Here is a 21,008-nt window from a genome sequence, read left to right on the forward strand (position 1 = left end):
TAAGCCGGCGGACTCAGAGCCGCTCGGCGACGTGGTCGGCCGCCTTCAGCGCGAGCGCCGCGACGGTGAGCGTCGGGCTCATCGCACCGCCCGTGACGAACGCCGAACTCCCGGCGACCGAGAGGTTCGACAGGTCGTGCGTGCGGAGGTGCGGGTCGAGGACGCTCTCGTCCGGGTCGGTCCCCATGCGGGTCGTCCCCGTGTGGTGGAACGCCGGTCCCGTGTTGTCGGGGCCGACGGTCCAGTCGATATCCGCGCCCATCTCCCGCAGGATGGACCGCTGTATCTCGTTCGCCCGTCGGACGGTCGCGCGGGTCCGGTCGTCGAGGCTCCCGCCGACGTCCGCGAACAGGTACTCCGTGAAGTACCGACCGACGAGCCCCGAGGAGTTGGCGAGGCCGTCGGGGTACCGCTCCGACTTCGAGAGCAACAGCAGGCGCGGCGTCTCGACGCCGCCGGCCGCGACGACGAACTCCCGGGCGGTCTGTCTGTGCTCCGCGCCCGTCGGCGTCGTGTAGAAGGCGTACAGCAGTTCGTTCACGAGGTAGTAGCGGACCCGCTCGCTGGCGACCCCCTCCGGGTCCGGGTCGGCCCTGTCGACGGTCGTGTGGTCGAGTACGTCCGTCCGATCCGACTCGGTCAGCGACGCGAACGCGCCGTCGTACCACTCGCTCACGTAGTCGTCGAGCGTCGCCACCGCCTACGCGACGCCCCGACCGTACGCCGCGTCGTCGCGGACGCGCTCCGCGGAGTACTCCCGGACGAACGACTCCACCTCGTCGACGTCCGACGGAGAGACCACCGCCGCGAGCGACACCGCGTCTCGACGTCGTGTTCGTCGACCGGTGTACCCTCCTCCGACCGGAGCCCGGACCAGCCGGCGACCCCACCCCGGCGGCCGAGAGCGCGGCGAGGACGTCGCGACGACCGGGTTCCGTGCGTGGACGCCGATTAGGCTAACCTAAACGAGAGCGTCGTGCCCCGGCGACGGCGCGAGCAGCCGCGTGGGCGTGCCTCAGTCACCACGCCGACCAGGCGGTCGTCGTCTGGTCGCGGGCGTACACCCGCTTGACGTCCTTCGCGAACACGATGTCGCCCTCGTGGTCGAACTTCTCGCGGCGGTACCCCTCGGCGTCGTCGCGCACCTGTACGCTCTCTATCTCGAACTCGTCGTCGCCGAACGACTCGACGTCGCCGACGGTGAACTCGAACTCGCCGGGGACGTACACCTTGAGGCTCCGGGTCTGGTCGCGCCGGCCGTCGTTCGGGTGGACGGTGACGTTGACCCCGACGTTGTCGACGACGCGCGTCCAGACCGTCGCCGCCTCCTCCATCGGTGCCTCCTCGACGCGGCGGTCGCCGTCCAACTCGACGGCGGTGACGCGCACCTGCTGGATGGCCTCCGGCGTCTCCACGATGAACTCGTCGCCGGTCTCGACCGCCTCCTCGGGGTCGGCGGCCAGCGTCGCGGGGTACGACTCGCCGTCCTGCGAGACGACCACGTCGACGTCGACGGTCTTCGACTTCGCTATCTCCACCTTGTGGGTGTGTCCGCACGCCGTACACCGGACGGTGGCGTGTCCCCCCGGCTTCAACACCTCGTGGACCGTCCGGTCGTCGCACGCCGGACAGTCGAGGGGAACCTGTCCCGGTTCGCTCTCGCTCATACGCGGCGTACCGCCTCGCGCGGTAAAAACCCGCGCTTCCGTCGCTCCGGGCGACGAACGAGCCGTCCCCGGAGATTATATCGAGGGGCCCCCACCGGAACGACGACGCCGTGACCGACCGAGACGACCCCGACCTCCGACTCGCGCTCACCACCGACGCCGAGACGTTCGACCGCCTGCGCGACCCGCTGGCCGCCCGCGGCATCGCCGTCGAGTACGTCCAGCCCGACGAGCGGGTCCACCCGCTCACGGACGGCGCCGGCGACCCGGGTCTCCCGGACGTGGACGTGGGCTGGGTGTACCCGTCGCGGCTGATGGAGGGGGCGGTGCTCGACGCCCGCCTCGGCGTGCCGTGGGTGAACGGGCGCGAGGTGGTGCTCGCCTCGCGGAACAAGGCCGGCGTCATCGCGCGCCTCGCCGACGCGGGCGTGCCGGTTCCCGAGACCACCATGGTGTCGAACCCGGCCGACGAGACCGACGTGCTGGCGGCGGCCGAGCGGGTGGGCTACCCGCTCGTGGTGAAACCCAACTCGGCGACCCGCGGGGTCGGCATCGCCACGGTCGCGGACCCCGACTCGCTGCTCGGCGTGACCGACTACCTCGACTTGGTCCACGACTACCGCGCGACCGGCGACAAGTCGTACCTGCTCCAGGAGTTCCTCTCCGACGCGCGCGACTACCGCGCCATGGTGCTCGACGGAGCGTACGCGGGCGCGGTCGAACGCCGCCTCCCCGACCGGGACCGCGCGGCCGGCCGGTGGAAACACAACGTCCACCGCGGCGCGGTCGCCGAGGGCGTCGACCTCTCGCGTGCGGCCCGCGAGACGGCCGAACGCGTCGCGACGGTGCTGGACGCGCCGCTGCTGGGGGTGGACCTGCTGGAGTCGGACGGACGGCTCGTCGTCTCGGAGACGAACGCCCGGCCGACGGTCGACGCCGCGGAGAAGTACGAGACCGGATTCTTCGACGACGTGGCCGCGCTCGTGCGGCGGACCGCGGGGCGACGAGCGACGGGAGAGTGACCGCGGGGCCGACGGCTCGTCCCGCCGCGAGGACCCGGTCGGACCGCCCCCGTCGCCCCTCCTACTCTACGTCGATGCCGGCCGAGGGTTCGAGCGCGTCGAGCGTGACCTCGAGGATGCCGTTGTTGAACGACGCCGCCGCCGAGTGCTCGTCGACGCGCGCGGGGAGGCGGACCCGCTCGTCGTACTGTCGATTCGTGCCGACCACGGAGATGGTGAGGGTCGTCCCGTCGCACTTCAGGTCGATGCCGTCCTTCTCCACGCCGGGGAGGTCCGCGACGACGCGCACGACGTCGTCCTCCTCGACGACGGAGACGTGCGTCTCCGAGGCGAACCCGGCGTCGCCGCCCGGGGTCCCGGTCATCTCGTTCATCATCCGCTCTATCTCGTCGAAGATGTCGCCGAACGGGTCGTTGCGCTCGTCCCGCATACACCCGTTGTACCCCTCTTGAGTGGATAAGCCTTCTCCCCCCGGCATCCCGTGGCACACGCCCGAGCGTTCTCGCACCGTCTCGGCCGGGAACGCCCGAGCGGAGACCCGAGGAAGTTAAGTCCACACGCGCTCCGAATTCGGATATGAGTAAATCGTCGCTCTCCGCGGGAACGGACGTGGAGGAACCGGTACGGGTGGGACTGAACGGGTTCGGTCGCATCGGGCGTAACGTGTTCCGCGCGGTGCTGGACGACCCGCGGGTCGAACTCGTCGGCATCAACGACGTGATGGACGGCGAGGACATGCGCTACCTCGCCGCCTACGACACCGTGATGGGGCGGCTAGACGGCGTCGAGTACGACGCCGAGACGGGCGAACTGGCGGTCGGCGACTCGGCGGTACCCACCTTCGACGTGCAGGACCCGGCGGACCTGCCGTGGGGAGAACTCGGGGCGGACGTGGCGCTCGAGTGTACCGGCGTGTTCCGCACGCGCGAGGACGCCGAGCGTCACCTCGACGCCGGTGCCGACACCGTCGTCATCTCCGCGCCGCCGAAGGGCGAGGACCACGTCAAGCAGCTGGTGTACGGCGTGAACCACCACGAGTACGACGGCGAGGACGTGGTGTCGAACGCCTCGTGTACCACCAACTCGGTGACGCCCGTCGCGAAGGTGCTCGACGAGGAGTTCGGCATCGCCCACGGTCTGCTCATGACCGTCCACGCGTACACCGGGAGTCAGAACCTCGTCGACGGCCCGAAGGGGAAGACCCGCCGCGGACGCGCGGCGGCCGAGAACATCGTCCCCACCTCCACGGGCGCGGCGCAGGCGGCGACGCGGATACTCCCGCAACTGGAGGGCAAACTCGACGGGATGGCGATGCGCGTGCCGGTGCCGAACGGCTCCATCACCGAACTCGTCGTCGACCTCGAGTCGTCGCCCGACGCGGCCGCCATCAACGACGCGTTCCGCGCGGCCGCCGACGACGGTCCGCTGGCGGGCGTGCTCGGCTACACGGACGACGAGGTGGTGTCGAGCGACATCGTCGGCCTCCCGTTCTCCTCGTACGTCGACCTGCACTCCACGAACACGGTCGGCGAGGACGGCCTCGCGAAGGTGCTCACGTGGTACGACAACGAGTTCGGCTTCTCGAACCGGCTGCTCGACATGGCGGCGTACGTCGCCGAACACTGAACGACTGCGAACACGGGTCGCGGTCGTTCGTCGGGTCCCGGGTCCCGGACCCGTCGACTCTCCGGTTCTCGCTCCCCGTCCTCCCGCTCCCCCGTTCTTCGGTTCTTTCCCCGGCCCCAAGGGCCAAGCCGTGGCTCGCGGTACCCTCTCGCATGAGTCAGCACCACCGGCCGTACGGCGAGTGGTCGTCGCCGGTCTCCGCGGAGATGGTCGCGTCCGACGGCGTGGACTTCGGGACCGTGGCCGTCGACGACGGCGTCGCCTACTGGCTCGAACGCCGACCCGACGAGGGGGGTCGCGGCGTCGTCTGTCGTCCCGGTGCGGACGGGGATCCGGTCGACGCGACGCCCGCGGACGTCGACGTGCGGACGCTCGTCCACGAGTACGGCGGCGGCGACTTCGCGGTCCAGGACGGAACGCTGGTGTACAGTCGGTTCGAGGACCAGCGCCTCTATCGTCTCGACACCACCGCCCCCGACGCGGAGGCGACGCCGCTGACGCCCGTCCCCGACACCGAGCGCGGTGTGCGCTACGCCGACGCGGCGTTCGCGCCGGACGGCGACGCGGTGTACTGCGTCCGCGAACGCCACGAGGGAGCGGCGACCGACGCGGAGGCGGTCAACGAACTCGTCCGGGTTCCGCTCGACGCGACCGGCGACGGGTCGTCCACCGTCGTCGCGTCGGGCGCCGACTTCTACGCCGCCCCGCGCGTCTCGCCGGACGGGGAGTCGCTGGCCTGGCTCTCGTGGGACCACCCGCTGATGCCGTGGGACGGGACCGACCTCCACGTCGGCTCGCTCGAAGCGGACGGTTCGCTGACCGACGAACGGCAGGTGATGGGCGGACCGACGGAGTCGGTGTTCGCCCCGTCGTGGGGCCCCGACGGCGACCTGTACGCGGCGTCCGACCGGACCGGCTGGTGGAACCTCTACCGCATCGCGATGGACCCGCCGGGCGGACCGGCGGTGCTGGTCGAGGAGGACGCCGAGTACGGCACCCCGCAGTGGGCGCTCGGTCTCTCCACGTACGCGCTCCTCGACGACGGGCGCGTCGTCGCCGTGCGGAACGCGGCGGGGAGTCAGGAACTCGTCCTGCTCGACGCCGAGACCGGCGAGGCGGAGTCCGCCGGCCTGCCCTACGGGGCGTTCCCGCACCCGCGCGTCGTCTCGGACGGGGAGACGGTCGTCGCCGTCGCCGCCGGACCGCGGACGCCCGCGGCGGTGGTGCAGTGGACGCCCGGCTCGGACCCCCAGCCGGTGCGTCGCTCGGCGTCGCTGGAGGTGGACGAGACCTACCTGCCCGACCCGGAACACGTCACCTTCCCCACCGGCGAGGAGGACGACGAAGCGGCGCACGCGCTGTTCTACCCGCCGACGAACCCCGAGGTGGACGGACCGGACGACGAGCGCCCGCCGCTGGTCGTGAAGGTCCACGGCGGGCCGACGAGCCAGAGCCTCCCGGTCGCGGACCTCGAAATCGCGTACTTCACGTCCCGAGGTATCGGCGTGGCCGACGTGAACTACCGGGGGTCGACCGGCTACGGTCGGGAGTACCGCGACGCCCTCCGGGGCGAGTGGGGGGTCGCCGACACGCTCGACTGCGTCCGCGCGGCCGAGTTCCTCGCGGAGCGGGGGGACGCCGACCCCGACAGGCTGGCCGTCCGCGGCGGGAGCGCCGGCGGGTACGCCGCGCTGGCGGCGCTCGCGTTCCACGACGCGTTCGCGGCCGGGACGAGCTACTACGGCGTCGCGGACCTCCGGGCGCTCGCGGAGCACACTCACAAGTTCGAGTCGCGCTACCTCGACGGGCTGGTCGGCCCGCTCCCGGACGCCGCGGAGGCGTACGACGCCCGGTCGCCCGCGAGCCACGCGGACGGGATTTCGAGTCCCCTCCTCGTCTTGCAGGGCGAGGCGGACCGGGTCGTCCCGCCCGCGCAGGCCGACCGGATGGTGAACGCGCTCGTCGAGTCGGGAGTCCCGTACGCGTACGTCGAGTTCGCCGGCGAGCGGCACGGGTTCCGGCGCGCCGAGTCGCGCCGCCGGGCGCTCGAAGCCGAACTCGGCTTCTACGCGACGGTGTTCGACTTCGCGCCCGACGGGGTCGCGCCGCTCGAACTCGACCGCGGGGAGTACCGCAAGCGGACGGTCGGCGGCGACGAGCGGACGGGCGACGAGTAGCGCGCAGCCGGCCCCGGTCGACGGGGCCGCAAGGACAAGACATTACTTCCGGCCCGCAGACGCGGGGGTATGGCCCTACGGAAGCCTCCGCTGCGGGCGGCGCACGCCGACCGCGGCGCGAAGTTCACCGAGTTCGGCGGGTGGGACATGCCCGTGGAGTTCGACTCCATCCGGACCGAACACGCGGCCGTCCGGGAGGCGGCCGGCGTCTTCGACGTGTCCCACATGGGCGAAATCGAGGTCGTCGGGCCGGACGCGACCGCGCTGATGCAGCGGCTCACCACCAACGACGTGACCCGCCTCGACCCCGGCGAGTCGCAGTACTCCGCGATAACCCGCGAGGACGGCGTGATGTTCGACGACACCGTCGTCTACCGCCTCCCCGACGACCGCCCGTCCGGGGTTGCGGCGGCGGAACGCTCGTCCGACGACGACACGGAGGCGTACCTGTTCGTCCCGAACGCGGGCCACGACGCCGAGACGCACGAGCGGTGGGTGCGTCACCGCGACGAGTGGGACCTCGACGCGGAGGTCCGCAACGTCACCGAGGACTGGGCGATGTTCGCGGTGCAGGGTCCCGACGCGCCCGGACTCGTGGACGCCGCGGCGGACGCCGACCTGCTCTCGCTCGCGAAGTTCGAGGCGTCGTTCGCCGAGGTGGCGGGCGTCGAGTGCTGGGTGGCCCGAACGGGCTACACCGGCGAGGACGGGTTCGAGGTGCTCTCCCCGTGGGACGACGCCGAGACGGTGTGGAACGCGTTCGCGGACGACTGCCAGCCGTGCGGGCTGGGCGCGCGCGACACGCTCCGCATCGAGCAGGGGTTCCTCCTCTCGGGGCAGGACTTCCACCCGGAGGAAGAACCCCGAACGCCGTACGAGGCGGACATCGGCTTCGCGGTGAAACTCGACACCGAGTTCGTGGGACGCGACGCGCTCGCGGCCCAACACGAGGCGGGCGTCGAAGAGCGGTTCGTCGGCATGGAACTGCTCGACCGGGGGGTCCCCCGACACGGGTACGACGTGACCGACGAGGACGGCCACGTCGTCGGCCGCGTCACGAGCGGTACGATGAGCCCCACGCTCGACAGCCCCATCGCGCTCGGCTACCTCCCGACGGCGCTCACCGACCCGGGGACGCACGTGAACGTCGTCGTCCGCGGCCAAGAGAAGCGCGCGAAGGTCGTCCAGCCACCGTTCGACTGATTCGGACCCGCAGACACAGCCACCCAGACACCCCAGACACCACCGAGACTACGAGACCAACGAGACCATCAGAATGAGCTTCGACGTACCCGACGGAAACCGCTACCGCGAATCGCACGAGTGGATACGGACCGACGAGCCGCACCGCGTCGGCATCACGGACTTCGCACAGGACGAACTGGGCGACGTGGTGTTCGTGGAACTGCCCGCGGCGGGCGAGTCCGTGAGCGCCGGCGAGGACTTCGGCGTCGTGGAGTCCATCAAGGCCGTGTCGGACCTGTACGCGCCCGTCTCGGGCGAGGTGACCGCCGTGAACGAGGCGCTGTTCGACCGGCCGGAACTGGTGAACGACGACCCGTTCGGCGACGGCTGGATGCTCGAAGTCGACCCGAGCGACGACGCAGAGTTCGACGCGCTCCTCTCGCCGGACGAGTACCGCGACCAGATCGAGTAGGTCCGAGTCGTCCGCTCGACCCGTCTGACCGCTCGCAACGGCGACCGGATACGGTCGGGGCGGACAGCGTCACGGACGGCCGTCGATGGTGCGCCCGCGTCGCCAGTCCGCCGGGGACGTATACGGGGGTACCCTTCGTCGTGGGTGTGAGTCTGGAAGGGTCCGATGCACCGGATTTCGCGCTCGAGACCACCGCGGGCGACGACGTCTCGCTCTCCGAATCGCTCGATGACGGTCCGGCGGTCGTCCTCGTCAACCGCGGGGCGTGGTGTAGCTTCTGCGCCGAGCAGCTACAGACGTTCAGCGAAGTGGCCTACGACCTCTGGTTCAACGACGACGTGGACGTCCTCCCCGTCGTCACCGACGACGTCGCCTCGCCCGTCGAGATGCGCGACCGGTTCGACCTGGACGTCCAACTGCTCGCCGACCCCGACGGCGACGTCGCCGAACGGTACAGCGGGCGGAACAGACGAGTCACGGCGTGACCGGCATCGCGGCGACGTACGTCGTCGACACCGACGGCGTCGTCCAGTACGAGCAGGTGGCCGAACACCCGGCCGATCGGACGTACGGTAACTGGGTCCGCTACTTCGTCCGCAACGACTTCGAGGACGTCTTCGCGTAACCCGAGTCGACTCTCGGCCACCGTCGAACGGCCTGCCGTCCCGGACCGCCGCCCCTCGGGTCCGCATCGACCGACGACCCGGGGCCCGAACGAGAGCGCCGGGCCGACGCCGGGCGGCGAAGCTCTCGTCCGGTGATAGCGGACGGAAGCCGAACCAGACACCGAGTACGCTCGGGGTCGATACTCCGACCCGTGGAAACGTCTCGTCGTCCGCGTTTACCGGGCGTACCGGTAGAAGTCGACACCCCTCACTTGGCGGTGACCCGTCCGATACGTCTCGGCCACCCGAGACGGGTGGCCGGTTCCAGTGACGGCTGAACAGCCGTTCGGAAAGAGAGCATAAACTCTGCGACTAAATCCGATATTTGAAAACAGAGTACTATATAGATAAATTATATAACGATTGTCACGTGAGTGGTGGGCGCACACGTTCGGCGGCCGTCCGACGCGTCTGACGTACACGACGAATCCGCGTCTCACGTCGAGTCCCTCTTCCAGCGGCGCGACTCGGTCGGGAAGACTACCGCTACCAGTACCTATCATAAATTCTATACTACTGGGAACAGGTATTCAGAGGAGGTTATTAAATATCCATAGTGATGAGACTTGGTCAAGGTCCCGCCACCGGTCTGTCCCCGGCGAGACGTCGGTATTCGTTACGAACGTACGTTTGTAACGATATTTTTCCGGTAACAGCGGATACTACGCGATGCATCGCCCGATCGATACCCGACTGTCGTCGAGTGAGACGCCGCGACGGCCGTCTGTTCGTTTCGCCGCCGAATCGCCTCGCTCGCTCCGCTCGCAACGGCCGACCGACCCTCGAGAGAGAGCGGACGAACGCGGCGACGACCCCGGGAATCGCCGGCCGAGGTCGACTCGAGAAAATCCGGCACCGCCGGAAAGCGTCTCCGTCAGTACTTGTCCGCCATTCCCGACTCGTACTTGAACGCGTCGATGGGCTGTTGTCCTCCGTCGACGCGGAACTCGTGTCCGTTGACGTAGTCGCTCTCGGGCGCGGCGAGGAACAGGACGGCGTCGGCTATCTCCTCGGGTTCGGCGAACCGGTCGAGCGGGTTGAGGTCGGTTATCTGCTCGCGGGTTCGCTCGCTGAACGACTCGGTGAGCCGGGTCTCCGCCCACCCCGGCGCGACGGCGTTGACGCGGATTCCCTCCCGGCCGAGTTCAAGTGCGAGCGTCTTGGTGAGACCGAGCAGGCTGTACTTGCCGACGTCGTACTGCGGCGACAGGCCGACGCCGTTCTTCGTGTGGATGGAGGTGATGTTGACGACCTTTCCGTACCCCTGCTCCACCATGCCGTCCATCGCGTGTTTGGTGCAGTAGATGGCGCCCTTGAGGTGGGTACCGAGGTTGAGGTCCCACAGCGTGTCGTCCGGCTTCTCGGCGAACGCCTCGACCGTGCCGACGCCGGCGTTGTTCACGAGGACGTCGACCACCCCGAACGTCTCGGTCGCCCGCTCGACCATCGCCTCGACCGCCGCCTCGTCGCTGACGTCCGCCGCCACGGCGATGGCGTCGCCGCCGTCCGACTCGATGGCGTCCACGACGTCTTCGGCCGGGTCAACGTCGAGGTCGTTGACGACGACGTTCGCGCCGTTCTCTGCGAGCCGTTCCGCCATCGCGCGTCCGTTTCCGCGGCCGGCGCCGGTGACGAGCGCCGTCCGCTCCGAGAGGTCGACCTGCATACCCACGGAGACACCGAGCGGGGACTTAGATGTTGCCTCCGTCGCTCTCGCTCGGTCGCGCCGGCGCGCTCCGTTATGACCGAGGCGCGGGCCCGTCGCGCTCGCGGGAGAAGCCGTAAGAATGGTATGGGTGAACCACAGAAGTACAACCGATGACGGAGACAAAGCAGAACTACGTCGACGGGAACTGGACGGAGAGCGAGACCGGAGAGACGTTCGACGTCGAGAACCCGGCCGACCCGTCGGAGGTCGTCACGAGCTACCAGCAGTCGAACGAGGCCGACGCGGAGGCGGCGGTCGAAGCCGCCGAGGCCGCCCAGGACGAGTGGGCGAACACGCCCGGCCCGGAGCGGGGGGCTATCCTCCGCGAGACGGGCGCCATCCTCGCGGAGCGCAAAGACGAGATAACCGACCTGCTCATCGCCGAGGAAGGGAAGGCACGCGGCGAGGCGGCCGGCGAGGTCCAGCGCGCGATAGACATCTTCTACTACTTCGCGAGCAAGGCGGCCGACCTCGGCGGGACGGTCAAGAGCCCGAGCGCGTCGAACAAGACGCTGTACACCCGGAAAGAGCCGGTCGGAACCGCCGCGCTCGTGACGCCGTGGAACTACCCCATCGCCATCCCGGCGTGGAAGATCGCGCCCGCACTGGCGACCGGGAACACGCTGGTCATCAACCCGGCGTCGATGGCGCCCGGCGTCGCCGTCGCCATCTTCGAGGCGCTCGACGAGGCGGGCCTCCCCGACGGCGTCGGTAACGTCGTCACCGGCCCGGGGAGCGTCGTCGCCGACACGTTCATCACGGCCGACGCGGTCGACGCGGTGTCGTTCACCGGCAGCAGCGAGGTCGGCCGGATGGTGTACGACAAGGCGACCGACGAGGGGAAGCGCGCCCAGACCGAACTCGGTGGCAAGAACCCGACCATCGTCTCGGCCTCGGCAGACCCGGCCGAGGCGGCCGAGATCGTCGCGACCGGCGGCTTCGGGACGACCGGCCAGTCGTGTACCGCGTGTTCGCGCGCCGTCGTCCACGACGACGTGTACGACGAGTTCGTCGACGAACTCGTCTCGGCGGCCGAGTCCATCGACATCGGTCCCGGCGGCGACCACGAGATGGGCCCGCAGGTCAGCCAGGACGAACTCGACAGCACGCTGGAGTACATCGACGTCGCGGAGACCGAGGGGGCGACGCTCGCGACCGGCGGCGGCGAACCCGACGGCCTCGGCGACGGCTACTTCGTCGAGCCGACGGTGTTCACCAACGTCGAGTCCGACAGCCGCATCGCCCAGGAGGAGGTGTTCGGCCCGGTGGTCGCCGTCCTCCGCGTGAGCGACTTCGACGAGGCGATGGAGGTCGCGAACGGTGTCGACTACGGGCTCTCGGCCAGCATCGTCACCGACAGCCACACCGAGGCCAAGCGCTTCGTCGACGAGATCGAGGCGGGCGTCGCGAAGGTGAACGAGAAGACGACGGGGCTGGAACTCCACGTCCCGTTCGGCGGGTTCAAGCAGTCGTCCTCCGAGACGTGGCGCGAGCAGGGCGACGCCGGGATGGAGTTCTACACCATCGAGAAGACCGTCTACGACGGCTACTGAATCCGGCCGTCGGCCCGCGGTCCTTTCACTCTCTCGCGTTCTTTCGCTCTGGTCGCCGTTCCCGCGAGTGCCGGCCGCGGCGACCCCCGTGTCGTCGCGTCAGACGAACCCGGGACCGGCCGCCGTCTCGTCCTCGGCCGTCTCCCAGGAGTGTTCGGGCGTCCACCCGAGCATCGCCTCGGCCTTCGCCGTCGAGTACCCGGACTCCGTTCCCGTCAGTTCGCAGTCGTCGGGGAGGCTCCCGTACCCCGCTTCGACCGCCTCGGTCGTCGGGACGCCGAGGAAGTTGTCGGGCGCGAACGCGTTGAACCGCTCGTGGCCCGCGAAGTCGGCCGTCAGTGCGCGTTCGACCAGCGAGACGACGTCCCGGACGTCGACGTACGACCAGAGGTTGCCGAACCGGGCGGCGTCGTCGAGCGCGAACGCCTCCCGGATGGGTGTGACGACGTACTCGCCGGGGTACTGAATCCAGGAGGGACGCAGCGAGGCGACCGGCACCTCGAACCGGTTCGCCACGCGCTCGGCGGCCGTCTCGCCCGCGAGCTTCGACGTCTCGTACCCGTTCCACGGGGCCGTCGGATGCTCCTCGTCGACTGGCAGGTACTCGGGGAGCGGCGGGTCGGGCCAGTGGGTGCCGTACACCGTCTCGCTCGACGCCCACACCACTCGCGCCCCGGCGCGTCCCGCCGCTTCGAGCGTGTGGTAGGTGCTCCGCGTGTTGTTCTCGTACACGTACCCGCCGGCGTGGTCCTCCTCGTGAGGGATGTTCCCGAAGTGGACGACCGCCATCGGGTCGGCGTTCGACACCGTCTCCCAGACCGGTCCCTGCTCGGTCAGGTCCACCGCCCGGAAGTCGACGCCCTCGACGTCCGTCGTCTCGGGGAGCGCCCGGTCGACGGCGACGACGTCGTACTCGCCTCTGAGCCGGTCGACGACCCAACTTCCCGCACCGCCCAGCGCGCCGGTCACGACGATGGTTTCGGCCATCGTTTCCCGGTTCGCTCTCGGAGGGACATAGCTGTCGCTCCCGGCGAGCGGGCCGCGCACAGTGACTGTTAATAGTGGTCGGGCGGTCGGTCCGTCCATGCCATCCGGACCCAGGGCGACGGCCGAGTCGCTCCCGCTCTCGGACGTCGACCTCGACGACCAGTTCTGGACGCCGCGCGTCGAGACGAACCGGGAGACCACCATCGCTCACCAGTACGAGCAGTTGCGGGAGAACGGCTGTCTCGACAACTTCCGGCGCGTCGCCGACGGGGAGACGGGTGGGTTCGAGGGGCCGATGTTCGTCGACTCGGACGCGTACAAGTGGCTCGAAGCGGCGAGTTACGTGCTGGCGAAGTCCGACGACCCGGGCCTCCGGGAGCGGGTCGACGAGGTCGTTGACCTGCTCGCCGACGCGCAGGAGGACGACGGCTACCTGCACACCTACTTCACGCTGGAGGAACCCGACCGGAAGTGGACGAACCTCGCGGTGATGCACGAGTTGTACTGCGCGGGTCACCTCGTCGAGGCGGCCGTCGCGCACCACCGCGCCACGGGAGACGAGCAGTTGTTGACCGTCGCCAGGCGGTTCGCCGACCACATTGACGACGTGTTCGGCCCGGACGGGCGCGACGGGGTCCCCGGCCACGAGGAGATCGAACTCGCGCTCGTGGAACTGTCCCGCGCGACCGACGAGCGGCGGTACCTCGACCTCGCGCGGTACTTCATCGACCGCCGAGGACGGGACCCCTCGCCGCTGGCCGAGGAGCTGGCGAACATCGACGACATCGGCGGGGCGGAGTTCGTCCACCACGGCGAGCGGACCGCCGACGTCGCCCGCGACCACTTCGTGCGCGGTGGGGAGTACGACGGCAGCTACGCGCAGGACCACCTCCCGGTCCGCGAGCAGGACACCGTCGAGGGCCACTCCGTCCGTGCGATGTACCTGTACACCGCCGTCGCGTCGCTGCTCCAGGATGTCGAGGACGACGACCTGCGCGCGGCGATGGAGCGCCTGTGGACGAACATGGCGACGAAGCGGACGTACGTCACCGGGGGTATCGGCTCGGAACACGCTCACGAGGGGTTCACCGAGGACTACGACCTCCCGAACGACACCGCCTACGCGGAGACCTGTGCGGCGGTGGGGAGCGTCTTCTGGAACCGCCGCCTGTTCGAGTTGACCGGCGACTCGCGCCACCCGGACCTCGTCGAGCGGACGCTGTACAACGGCTTCCTCTCGGGGGTCGGAATCGACGGCGACGAGTTCTTCTACGTCAACCCGCTGGAGACCGACGGCGACCACCACCGCAAGGAGTGGTTCTACGTGGCGTGTTGTCCGCCGAACGCGGCCCGCCTGCTCGCCTCGCTCGAGCGCCACATCTACGCGCGCTCGGCTTCCGAGCGCGCCCTCTACGTCAATCAGTTCGTCGGGAGCGACGTCGAGACCGACCTCGGCGACGACCGGGTCTCGTTCGCGCAGTCGACTGCGTTCCCCTGGGAGGGGGAGACGACCGTCGAGTTCACCCACGACGACCCCGTCGCGTTCGAACTCCGCGTGCGGGTCCCCGAGTGGGCCGACTCGGTCGACGTCCGGGTCGACGGCGACGCGGTCGACCCGGAGCGCGCGGACGGGTACCTCCGTCTCGACCGCGAGTGGGCCGCGGGCGACCGGGTCCGCGTCTCGTTCCCGCTGTCGGTCGACGCGCAGGTCGCGCACCCCCGGGTGCGCGAGAACGCCGGACGGGTCGCGCTCCGGCGCGGGCCGCTGGTCTACTGTCTCGAGGGGACGGACCACTCGGTCCCGGTCGAGACCATCGCCGTCTCCGACGTCGGGAGTTTCAGCGCCGACCACGACCCGGACCTCCTCGACGGCGTCACCGTCCTCCGCGGGGAGGGGGTCGCGTCCGGCACCGACGCGTGGGAGGGGTCGCTGTACCGGTCGACGGAGGCGGTCGAGTCGCGCCCGACCGACGTGGTCGCCGTCCCGTACTACGCGTGGGACAACCGGGAGCCGGGTGCCATGACCGTCTGGATTCCCTCGGCGCCGCGGTGACACGGTCGGGGACAGGTCTCGGACGAACGCACACCTCCGCACTTCTTTTCACGACGTTTCGGGCCGACCTGCCCGACTCCGTCCGCTATCGCGGGTCGAATCGTCGACTTCTGGCGGAAATCTCCCGTTCTCGTTCGTGCCGCCGTGGCGGGCGGCCAGCGCAAGCTATAAATGATGGGACGGTATACCGCACGATAGTTAATCACATGAGCACCGTCACATTCGACGACGTCACGAAAATCTACGACGGGAACGTGGTGGCCGTCAGTGACCTCGACCTCGAGCTGGCGGACGGGGAGTTCCTGACCATCGTGGGTCCGTCGGGGTCGGGGAAGTCGACCGCACTGCGGATGGTCGCCGGGCTCGAGGACATCAGCGACGGCGAGATCAGGATCGGGGACCGGCGCATCAACAACGTCCCGCCGCAGGACCGCGGGGTCGCGATGGTGTTCCAGAACTACGCGCTGTACCCCCACATGTCCGTCCGGAAGAACATGTCCTACGGGCTGAAGCTGACGACCGACCTCCCGGACGACGAGATCAAGAAGCGCGTCGACGACGCCGCGGAGATGATGGGCATCGAGGAACTCCTCGACAACAAGCCGGAACAGCTCTCCGGCGGGCAGCAGCAGCGCGTCGCGACGGGCCGCGCCATCGTCCGGGAACCCGAGGTGTTCCTGATGGACGAGCCGCTGTCGAACCTCGACGCGAAGCTCCGGACACACATGCGAATCGAACTCCAGCGCCTGCAGGAGCGACTGGATACGACCACCATCTACGTCACCCACGACCAGGAGGAGGCGATGACGATGAGCGACCGGGTGGCCGTCCTCAACCACGGCGAACTCCAGCAGATCGGCACCCCCGAGGAGATATACAACGAGCCCACGAACCACTTCGTCGCCGACTTCATCGGCAGTCCGTCGATGAACTTCTTCGACGTCGCGCTCGAGGGACAGACGCTGGTGGAGGCCGACGGCAACTTCGAGTACCAGGTCCCGGCCGAGATCGCCGACTCGGTCAAGCAGCAGACGAACGGGAAGGAGTTCATCTTCGGAATCCGCCCCGAGGACATCTACATCGACGAGGGGACGGGGGCCGACTCCATCGAGGGCGTCGTGGACGTGCTCGAAATCGTCGGCAGCGACAACTACCTCTATCTGACCATCGGGGACGTCGAGTGCATCGCCCGCGTCCCGGCCGACATCAAGCCGGAGGAGGGGAGCCGCGTGCGCGTCAGCTTCGACGACGAGAACGCGCACCTGTTCGACCTCAACACCGAAGAGAACCTGCTGGTCGAAGACGAGCGCGTCCCGCAGCGTCAGCAGGCGTGAGCCTTCGCCCGGCGCGTTCGACGACTCGCTGACGAGGTCCGGCCCGACGCACACGCTTCGCCGCCCCCGACGACCGTCCCTCACCCCGAGTCCGGCCGGACTAGAACGACACTCGACAGGGTGAGTCGACCGACTGGGCCCGGTCGCCGAACTGGTCGTGTGAATATTGTTAAGAAACACTTATTACTACTGATTTCGCAACACCGTTCTGTATGTTCGATAGTGAAGAGTCGAGAGGGAAGTCGAGTACGCGCCGTCGGTTCCTGAAATCCGCTGGCGTCGTGGGAACCGTCGGCATCGCGGGATGTGCCGGCGGTGGCGGCGGCGGTGGCGGCGGCAACGACTCCGGCGGCGGTGCCGCCACCTCGGCCGGGAGCAGCACGTACACAGAGCCGCAGGGTGGCGTCGAGGTGGAGGGCGCCGACACCGTCGTGTCGATGTGGTCGCTGCTGACCGGCGGCGACGGCGAACCGTTCGAGAACATGGTTCGCGACTTCAACGAGCAGACCGACGGCGTCGCCGTCGAGGTCACCCGCGTGCCGTGGGACGCGTACTACGACCGCCTGTTCACGTCCATGACCGGCGGCGACCCGCCGGACCTGGCCATCTATCACACGGCGCAGATTCCCCAGTTCGTGGACTCGATGGTCCCGCTGGACGACCACATCGACTACGGTCCGTACCTGGACAACATCGCCGCGGCGACCGAGTTCGACGGGGAACACGTCTCTGCGCCGCTGGACGCTCACCCGGTCGCGACGTACTACAACAAGGACCTGTACAGCGAGGTGGGCTACGACTCGCCGCCGACGTCGTGGGACGAGTTCGTCGAGGTCAACGACGCCCTCGTCGAGGCGGGCTACGGCGCGTACGACGCCGGCGAAGACACCCACGGGCTCCGCGTCTGGCTCCCGTGGGTGATGTCGCGCGGTACCGAGCCGCTTCCCGCGACGGACGACGGCGGCGTCGAGGCGAACTTCAACAACGAGGACGGGATGGCCATCATGGAGTCGTGGAAGACGGCCTACCAGGAGAAGAACTGGGCGAAGGTCGACTCCTCCACGAGTTGGGACGCGTTCAGTCAGGGCGAGCACGCCGCCGTCAACGACGGGACGTGGGCGTACTCGCGGTACAAGGAGGGCGGCTCCAACCCCCTCGACTTCGAGTGGGGCATCTACAACCCCTGCGTCGCACCCGGTATGGAGAACAAGTACACGATGGCCGACAGCCACACCCTCGGGATTCCGCGCAACCCGAACCGGGACGACGCGGTCCAGCAGGGCGCCATTCAGGCCATCCAGTACCTGACGCAGGAGCGGTCCGTCACCTGGGGGAAGGAGGCGGGCCACCTGCCGGCCGTCGAGTCGGCCCTCGAGTCCGACGAACTTCGTAACGCGCCGGTGTGGGAGAAGACGCTGAACGTCTTCTACGACATGGCGTCGAACGACATGCTCTACTACCAGCCGCCGACGACGAGTACCAGCCAGTACACGAACGCGCTCGCGCAGAACGTCGACGCCGTCCGCGCCGGGGGGAAGGAGCCGCAGCCGGCTGTCGAGGACGCGGCACAGCGCATCAACGGTATCAACTGGTAAGGGCCTCCTCGGCGGTCCCTCGGCGGCCGCTCGCTCGCCTCACCCGTCGAGCGTCGGCCTCGAACTGCCCGACGGCTCCCGGGTTGGAAACGTTTATACGGCGGCACTCTCATTACTCCGGTACAATGATAACAGCCCACAAACGGCCCGTGGCGCCGCATTCCGTCGGCGAGTGGCCCGCACTTGGGGGCACGGCGCGCCGAACGCGTCCGGCCGCTCGGCGGGCGGAGCGTGGCCACCGGCCGGCCGGGGCGTCGCCGTCCCGCCCCCGTCGCCACGCCGACGGGCGACCGAGTCGCCGCGCGCTCGACCGACCCCGTGTCCGGTTCGACCTTTCGTCGACGGGCGTCGTGAACGGGTTCGCAGACCACCACGAACCATGACGCTGGGCATGCTCGCAGCCGTCAGGCGCGAGGGGCCGAAAGGCGCGGTCGTCGGCTGGTGGCAGAACATGCGCGAGGAGTACAACCGCAAGGAGTCGATGATGGGCGTCCTGTTCGCGGCGCCGTACCTCTTCGCGTTCGGTCTGTTCCTGCTGTATCCGCTCCTGCTGGGGCTGTACATGAGCTTCCACGAGTGGAACGCCCTGTTCCCGGCCGAATCGGAGTTCATCGGCCTGCAGAACTACCAACGGCTGCTCACCGACCCGCAGTTCTGGGAAGCGCTGTTCAACACGTTCGAGTTCGTCATCTTCACCGTGCCGGCGCTGGTGGTGCTCAGCCTCCTGCTCGCACTCGGTGTGAACCGCGAGATCAAGGGCCGGTGGCTGCTGCGCACCATCTTCTTCAGCCCCTACATCCTCACGGTGTCGGTCATCGCGCTGTTGTTCCAGGAACTGTTCGCCGGCGGCGGTCCCATCAACTACTGGGTCGGGGTCCTCCTCGGCAGTTCGCCCAACTTCCTCCGGTCGTCCACGTGGGCGATGTTCGCCGTCGTGGTGACGACCATCTGGTGGCAGATCGCGTTCAACTTCATCATCCTGCTCGCGGCGCGCCAGAACGTCCCGGACCGCCTCTACGAGGCGGCGCGCCTCGACGGAGCCAGTTCCTACCGGATGCTCCGCGACGTCACCATTCCCCAGATGCGGAACCCCCTGCTGTTCGTGGTCATCATCACGTTCATCGGGTCGTTCCAGGTGTTCGGGCAGCCCTGGATCATGGTGCAGGGGGGTCCGGACTTCGCGACGACCACCATCGTGGTGTACCTCTACCAGACCGGGTTCTCCGCCCGGGACTTCGGGTACGCGGCGGCGATCGGCTACATCCTGTTCCTGATTCTCATCTCGGTGTCGCTGGTCAACTACTACGCGCTCTCGGAGGACGAGTAACATGAGCACGAAAACACTCCTCGACGGGCTTCGCGACGGAAGCACGTTCGACAACGAGACGGAACAGCAACTCCGGAAGGCGGGCGTCTACGGGGCGCTCATCGGCGCAGCGCTGGTGTTCATCATCCCGTACCTCTGGATGATCGGGCGCTCGTTCCAGACGCAAAACCAGTTGTTCGCCAGCTATCCGTACTTCATCCCGAACAACCCGACGCTGCGGTGGTTCGAGTTCCTCACGGCGAACACGCCGATCATCCAGTGGACCATCAACACGTTCATCATCGCCGGCGGGGCGACCGTCATGGTGCTGGTGATCGACTCGATGGTCGCGTTCTCGCTGACTCGGCTGAAGTGGCCCGCCCGGCGCATCATCTTCTCGATCATCGTGGCGAGCTTCATGGTCCCGGGTATCGTCAACCTGATTCCCGTCTTCCAGCTCGTCGTCGACCTGGGGCTGCTCAACGAGTACCTGGGCGTCATCATGCCAGCGGCGGCGGGACCGATCGGCGTGTTCATGCTCGTGCAGTTCTTCAAGGACTTCCCGGACGAGATCGAGGAGTCGGCCCGCCTCGACGGGTTCTCCACGTTCCAGATATACTCCCGGCTCGTGCTCCCGCTGATGAAGCCCGCGCTGACGGCGCTCGGGCTGTTCATCTTCATCTGGACCTGGAACTCCTACCTGTGGCCCCTGGTCATCCTGCAGGACCAGTCGATGTACACGCTCCCCATCGGGCTGGTCACCATCCGGGACACGCTGACCGCTCAGCAGCCTGGGCTGGTCATGGCGTCGTCGCTGTTCGCCTCCGTCCCGCTGTTCATCATCTTCATCGTTCTCCAGGGGCAACTGGTCCGCGCGGTCCAGATGCAGGGGACGGTCAAGTAATCGTCCCCCCCGGATGACCGCTTCCGACGTCTCCCGCTCCGACGCCGAACAGCTCGCAGCGGCGCTCTCGAAGACGAAACACCGGGTCTATCGGCACGCCTGGTCGCTGGTTCCCGTCGGCGTCGTCTGGTTTCTCGCCTCGCTCCCCCTGGTCACCATCGGGCCGGCGACGGTCGGCGCGTACGCGGCCGTCGAGAGCGTGGTCCGCGGTCACGAGGTGGATTACGGGTACGTCGCAGACATCCTCCGCCGGCAGTCCGTCGCCGCGTTCGTGTTGAGCGTCCTGCCGGCCACCGCCGGCGTCGCGGCGGTGCTGTACACCCTCGAGTTCCTCAGGACGCAGGCGCCGCTGGCGGGCGTGCTCGCGCTGGCCAGCGCGTACTCGGCCGCGTTCATGCTGCTCGTGTTCATCCCGACGTTCGTCGCGCTCGCCGAGGGCGACTGGATCGGCACCGCACTGAAGAAGGGGTACTTCTGGACGGTGGGACACCCGACGCTGTCGCTGACCACGGCGCTCGTGACGTTCGCCGTGTTCGTCGTGACGGCGCTGTTGACGCTGGGATTCGTCCTGCTGTTCGCCCCCGTCGCGTTCACGTTCCACCACGCCCTGCTCGCGGACGAACTCCGCGACGAGGACCCCGAGCGGTCCGAGCGGCCGACCGCCTCGACAGCCGGAGTCGGCGGCCCGTCCGACCAGCGGTGACCACGAGACGGGTCGGCGGGTGCGGTCCGTCGCGTTCGCACGCCCGTCGAC

The 21,008-nt window shown here is 68.7% G+C and carries 16 protein-coding genes and 2 pseudogenes; 13 read left to right on the forward strand and 5 right to left on the reverse strand.

Features of this window, described 5'->3' with window-relative positions; translation table 11 throughout:
* Nucleotides 1-13: 13 nt before the first annotated feature.
* Nucleotides 14-637, reverse strand: a pseudogene (locus AC6RUA_RS12300) (GMC oxidoreductase); the annotation flags it as partial.
* 382 nt (nucleotides 638-1,019) lie between these two features.
* Complete coding sequence (locus AC6RUA_RS12305) at nucleotides 1,020-1,667, reverse strand: HVO_0476 family zinc finger protein (RefSeq protein ID WP_499813297.1); 648 nt, start codon at nucleotides 1,665-1,667, stop codon at nucleotides 1,020-1,022.
* Nucleotides 1,668-1,777: 110 nt separating this feature from the next.
* On the opposite strand from AC6RUA_RS12305, the gene AC6RUA_RS12310 reads away from it, so the two are divergent.
* Nucleotides 1,778-2,689, forward strand: coding sequence for an ATP-grasp domain-containing protein (locus AC6RUA_RS12310; RefSeq protein ID WP_499813298.1), 912 nt, complete (start codon nucleotides 1,778-1,780; stop codon nucleotides 2,687-2,689).
* A 61-nt stretch (nucleotides 2,690-2,750) separates the two neighbouring features.
* Here the strand turns inward: AC6RUA_RS12310 and AC6RUA_RS12315 are convergent, their stop codons facing one another.
* Nucleotides 2,751-3,119 carry an Hsp20/alpha crystallin family protein gene (locus tag AC6RUA_RS12315; protein WP_499813299.1) on the reverse strand — a complete coding sequence of 123 codons (369 nt, stop codon included), beginning with the start codon at nucleotides 3,117-3,119 and terminating at the stop codon, nucleotides 2,751-2,753.
* 146 nt (nucleotides 3,120-3,265) lie between these two features.
* Between AC6RUA_RS12315 and gap the strand changes: the two genes are divergently transcribed.
* The 5 genes and pseudogenes from gap (at nucleotide 3,266) to AC6RUA_RS12340 (ending at nucleotide 8,774) form a co-directional block, all read left to right on the forward strand.
* Nucleotides 3,266-4,315 (forward strand): type I glyceraldehyde-3-phosphate dehydrogenase, encoded by a 1,050-nt coding sequence (gene gap / locus AC6RUA_RS12320; RefSeq protein ID WP_499813300.1) that lies wholly within the window; start codon nucleotides 3,266-3,268, stop codon nucleotides 4,313-4,315.
* A gap of 152 nt (nucleotides 4,316-4,467) precedes the next feature.
* Nucleotides 4,468-6,492 (forward strand): S9 family peptidase, encoded by a 2,025-nt coding sequence (locus AC6RUA_RS12325; protein WP_499813301.1) that lies wholly within the window; start codon nucleotides 4,468-4,470, stop codon nucleotides 6,490-6,492.
* 69 nt (nucleotides 6,493-6,561) lie between these two features.
* Nucleotides 6,562-7,695 (forward strand): glycine cleavage system aminomethyltransferase GcvT, encoded by a 1,134-nt coding sequence (gene gcvT, locus AC6RUA_RS12330; RefSeq protein ID WP_499813302.1) that lies wholly within the window; start codon nucleotides 6,562-6,564, stop codon nucleotides 7,693-7,695.
* Nucleotides 7,696-7,768: 73 nt separating this feature from the next.
* Nucleotides 7,769-8,149, forward strand: a complete 381-nt coding sequence (gcvH, locus tag AC6RUA_RS12335) for a glycine cleavage system protein GcvH (protein ID WP_499813303.1) — start codon at nucleotides 7,769-7,771, stop codon at nucleotides 8,147-8,149.
* A 146-nt stretch (nucleotides 8,150-8,295) separates the two neighbouring features.
* A pseudogene (locus tag AC6RUA_RS12340) lies at nucleotides 8,296-8,774 on the forward strand (peroxiredoxin family protein).
* Nucleotides 8,775-9,688: 914 nt separating this feature from the next.
* On the opposite strand, the gene AC6RUA_RS12345 reads toward AC6RUA_RS12340, so the two are convergent.
* Nucleotides 9,689-10,480 carry an SDR family NAD(P)-dependent oxidoreductase gene (locus AC6RUA_RS12345; protein WP_499813304.1) on the reverse strand — a complete coding sequence of 264 codons (792 nt, stop codon included), beginning with the start codon at nucleotides 10,478-10,480 and terminating at the stop codon, nucleotides 9,689-9,691.
* 152 nt (nucleotides 10,481-10,632) lie between these two features.
* Between AC6RUA_RS12345 and xacF the strand changes: the two genes are divergently transcribed.
* Nucleotides 10,633-12,075 carry a 2,5-dioxovalerate dehydrogenase gene (gene xacF, locus AC6RUA_RS12350; protein ID WP_499813305.1) on the forward strand — a complete coding sequence of 481 codons (1,443 nt, stop codon included), beginning with the start codon at nucleotides 10,633-10,635 and terminating at the stop codon, nucleotides 12,073-12,075.
* 99 nt (nucleotides 12,076-12,174) lie between these two features.
* On the opposite strand, the gene AC6RUA_RS12355 is transcribed toward xacF, so the two are convergent.
* Entirely contained in the window at nucleotides 12,175-13,062 is an 888-nt protein-coding gene (locus tag AC6RUA_RS12355; RefSeq protein ID WP_499813306.1) for an NAD-dependent epimerase/dehydratase family protein, read from the reverse strand.
* Nucleotides 13,063-13,159: 97 nt separating this feature from the next.
* On the opposite strand from AC6RUA_RS12355, the gene AC6RUA_RS12360 reads away from it, so the two are divergent.
* From AC6RUA_RS12360 to AC6RUA_RS12385, 6 genes are all read left to right on the forward strand, one after another.
* Entirely contained in the window at nucleotides 13,160-15,115 is a 1,956-nt protein-coding gene (locus tag AC6RUA_RS12360) for a glycoside hydrolase family 127 protein (RefSeq protein WP_499813307.1), read from the forward strand.
* Nucleotides 15,116-15,321: 206 nt separating this feature from the next.
* Nucleotides 15,322-16,449: an ABC transporter ATP-binding protein gene (locus tag AC6RUA_RS12365; protein WP_499813308.1), complete on the forward strand. Its 1,128-nt coding sequence runs from the start codon at nucleotides 15,322-15,324 to the stop codon at nucleotides 16,447-16,449.
* A gap of 212 nt (nucleotides 16,450-16,661) precedes the next feature.
* A complete protein-coding gene (locus tag AC6RUA_RS12370; RefSeq protein WP_499813309.1) occupies nucleotides 16,662-18,044 on the forward strand; it encodes an extracellular solute-binding protein in 1,383 nt (460 codons plus the stop codon).
* A 391-nt stretch (nucleotides 18,045-18,435) separates the two neighbouring features.
* Nucleotides 18,436-19,371: a carbohydrate ABC transporter permease gene (locus AC6RUA_RS12375; RefSeq protein WP_499813310.1), complete on the forward strand. Its 936-nt coding sequence runs from the start codon at nucleotides 18,436-18,438 to the stop codon at nucleotides 19,369-19,371.
* A gap of 1 nt (nucleotide 19,372) precedes the next feature.
* Nucleotides 19,373-20,254, forward strand: coding sequence for a carbohydrate ABC transporter permease (locus AC6RUA_RS12380; protein WP_499813311.1), 882 nt, complete (start codon nucleotides 19,373-19,375; stop codon nucleotides 20,252-20,254).
* A 13-nt stretch (nucleotides 20,255-20,267) separates the two neighbouring features.
* On the forward strand, nucleotides 20,268-20,957 hold the full coding sequence (locus AC6RUA_RS12385) for a YesL family protein (RefSeq protein ID WP_499813312.1): 690 nt from the start codon (nucleotides 20,268-20,270) through the stop codon (nucleotides 20,955-20,957).
* Nucleotides 20,958-21,008 lie beyond the last annotated feature (51 nt).

The organism is Halorarum sp. SLYT50 (assembly GCF_059821265.1).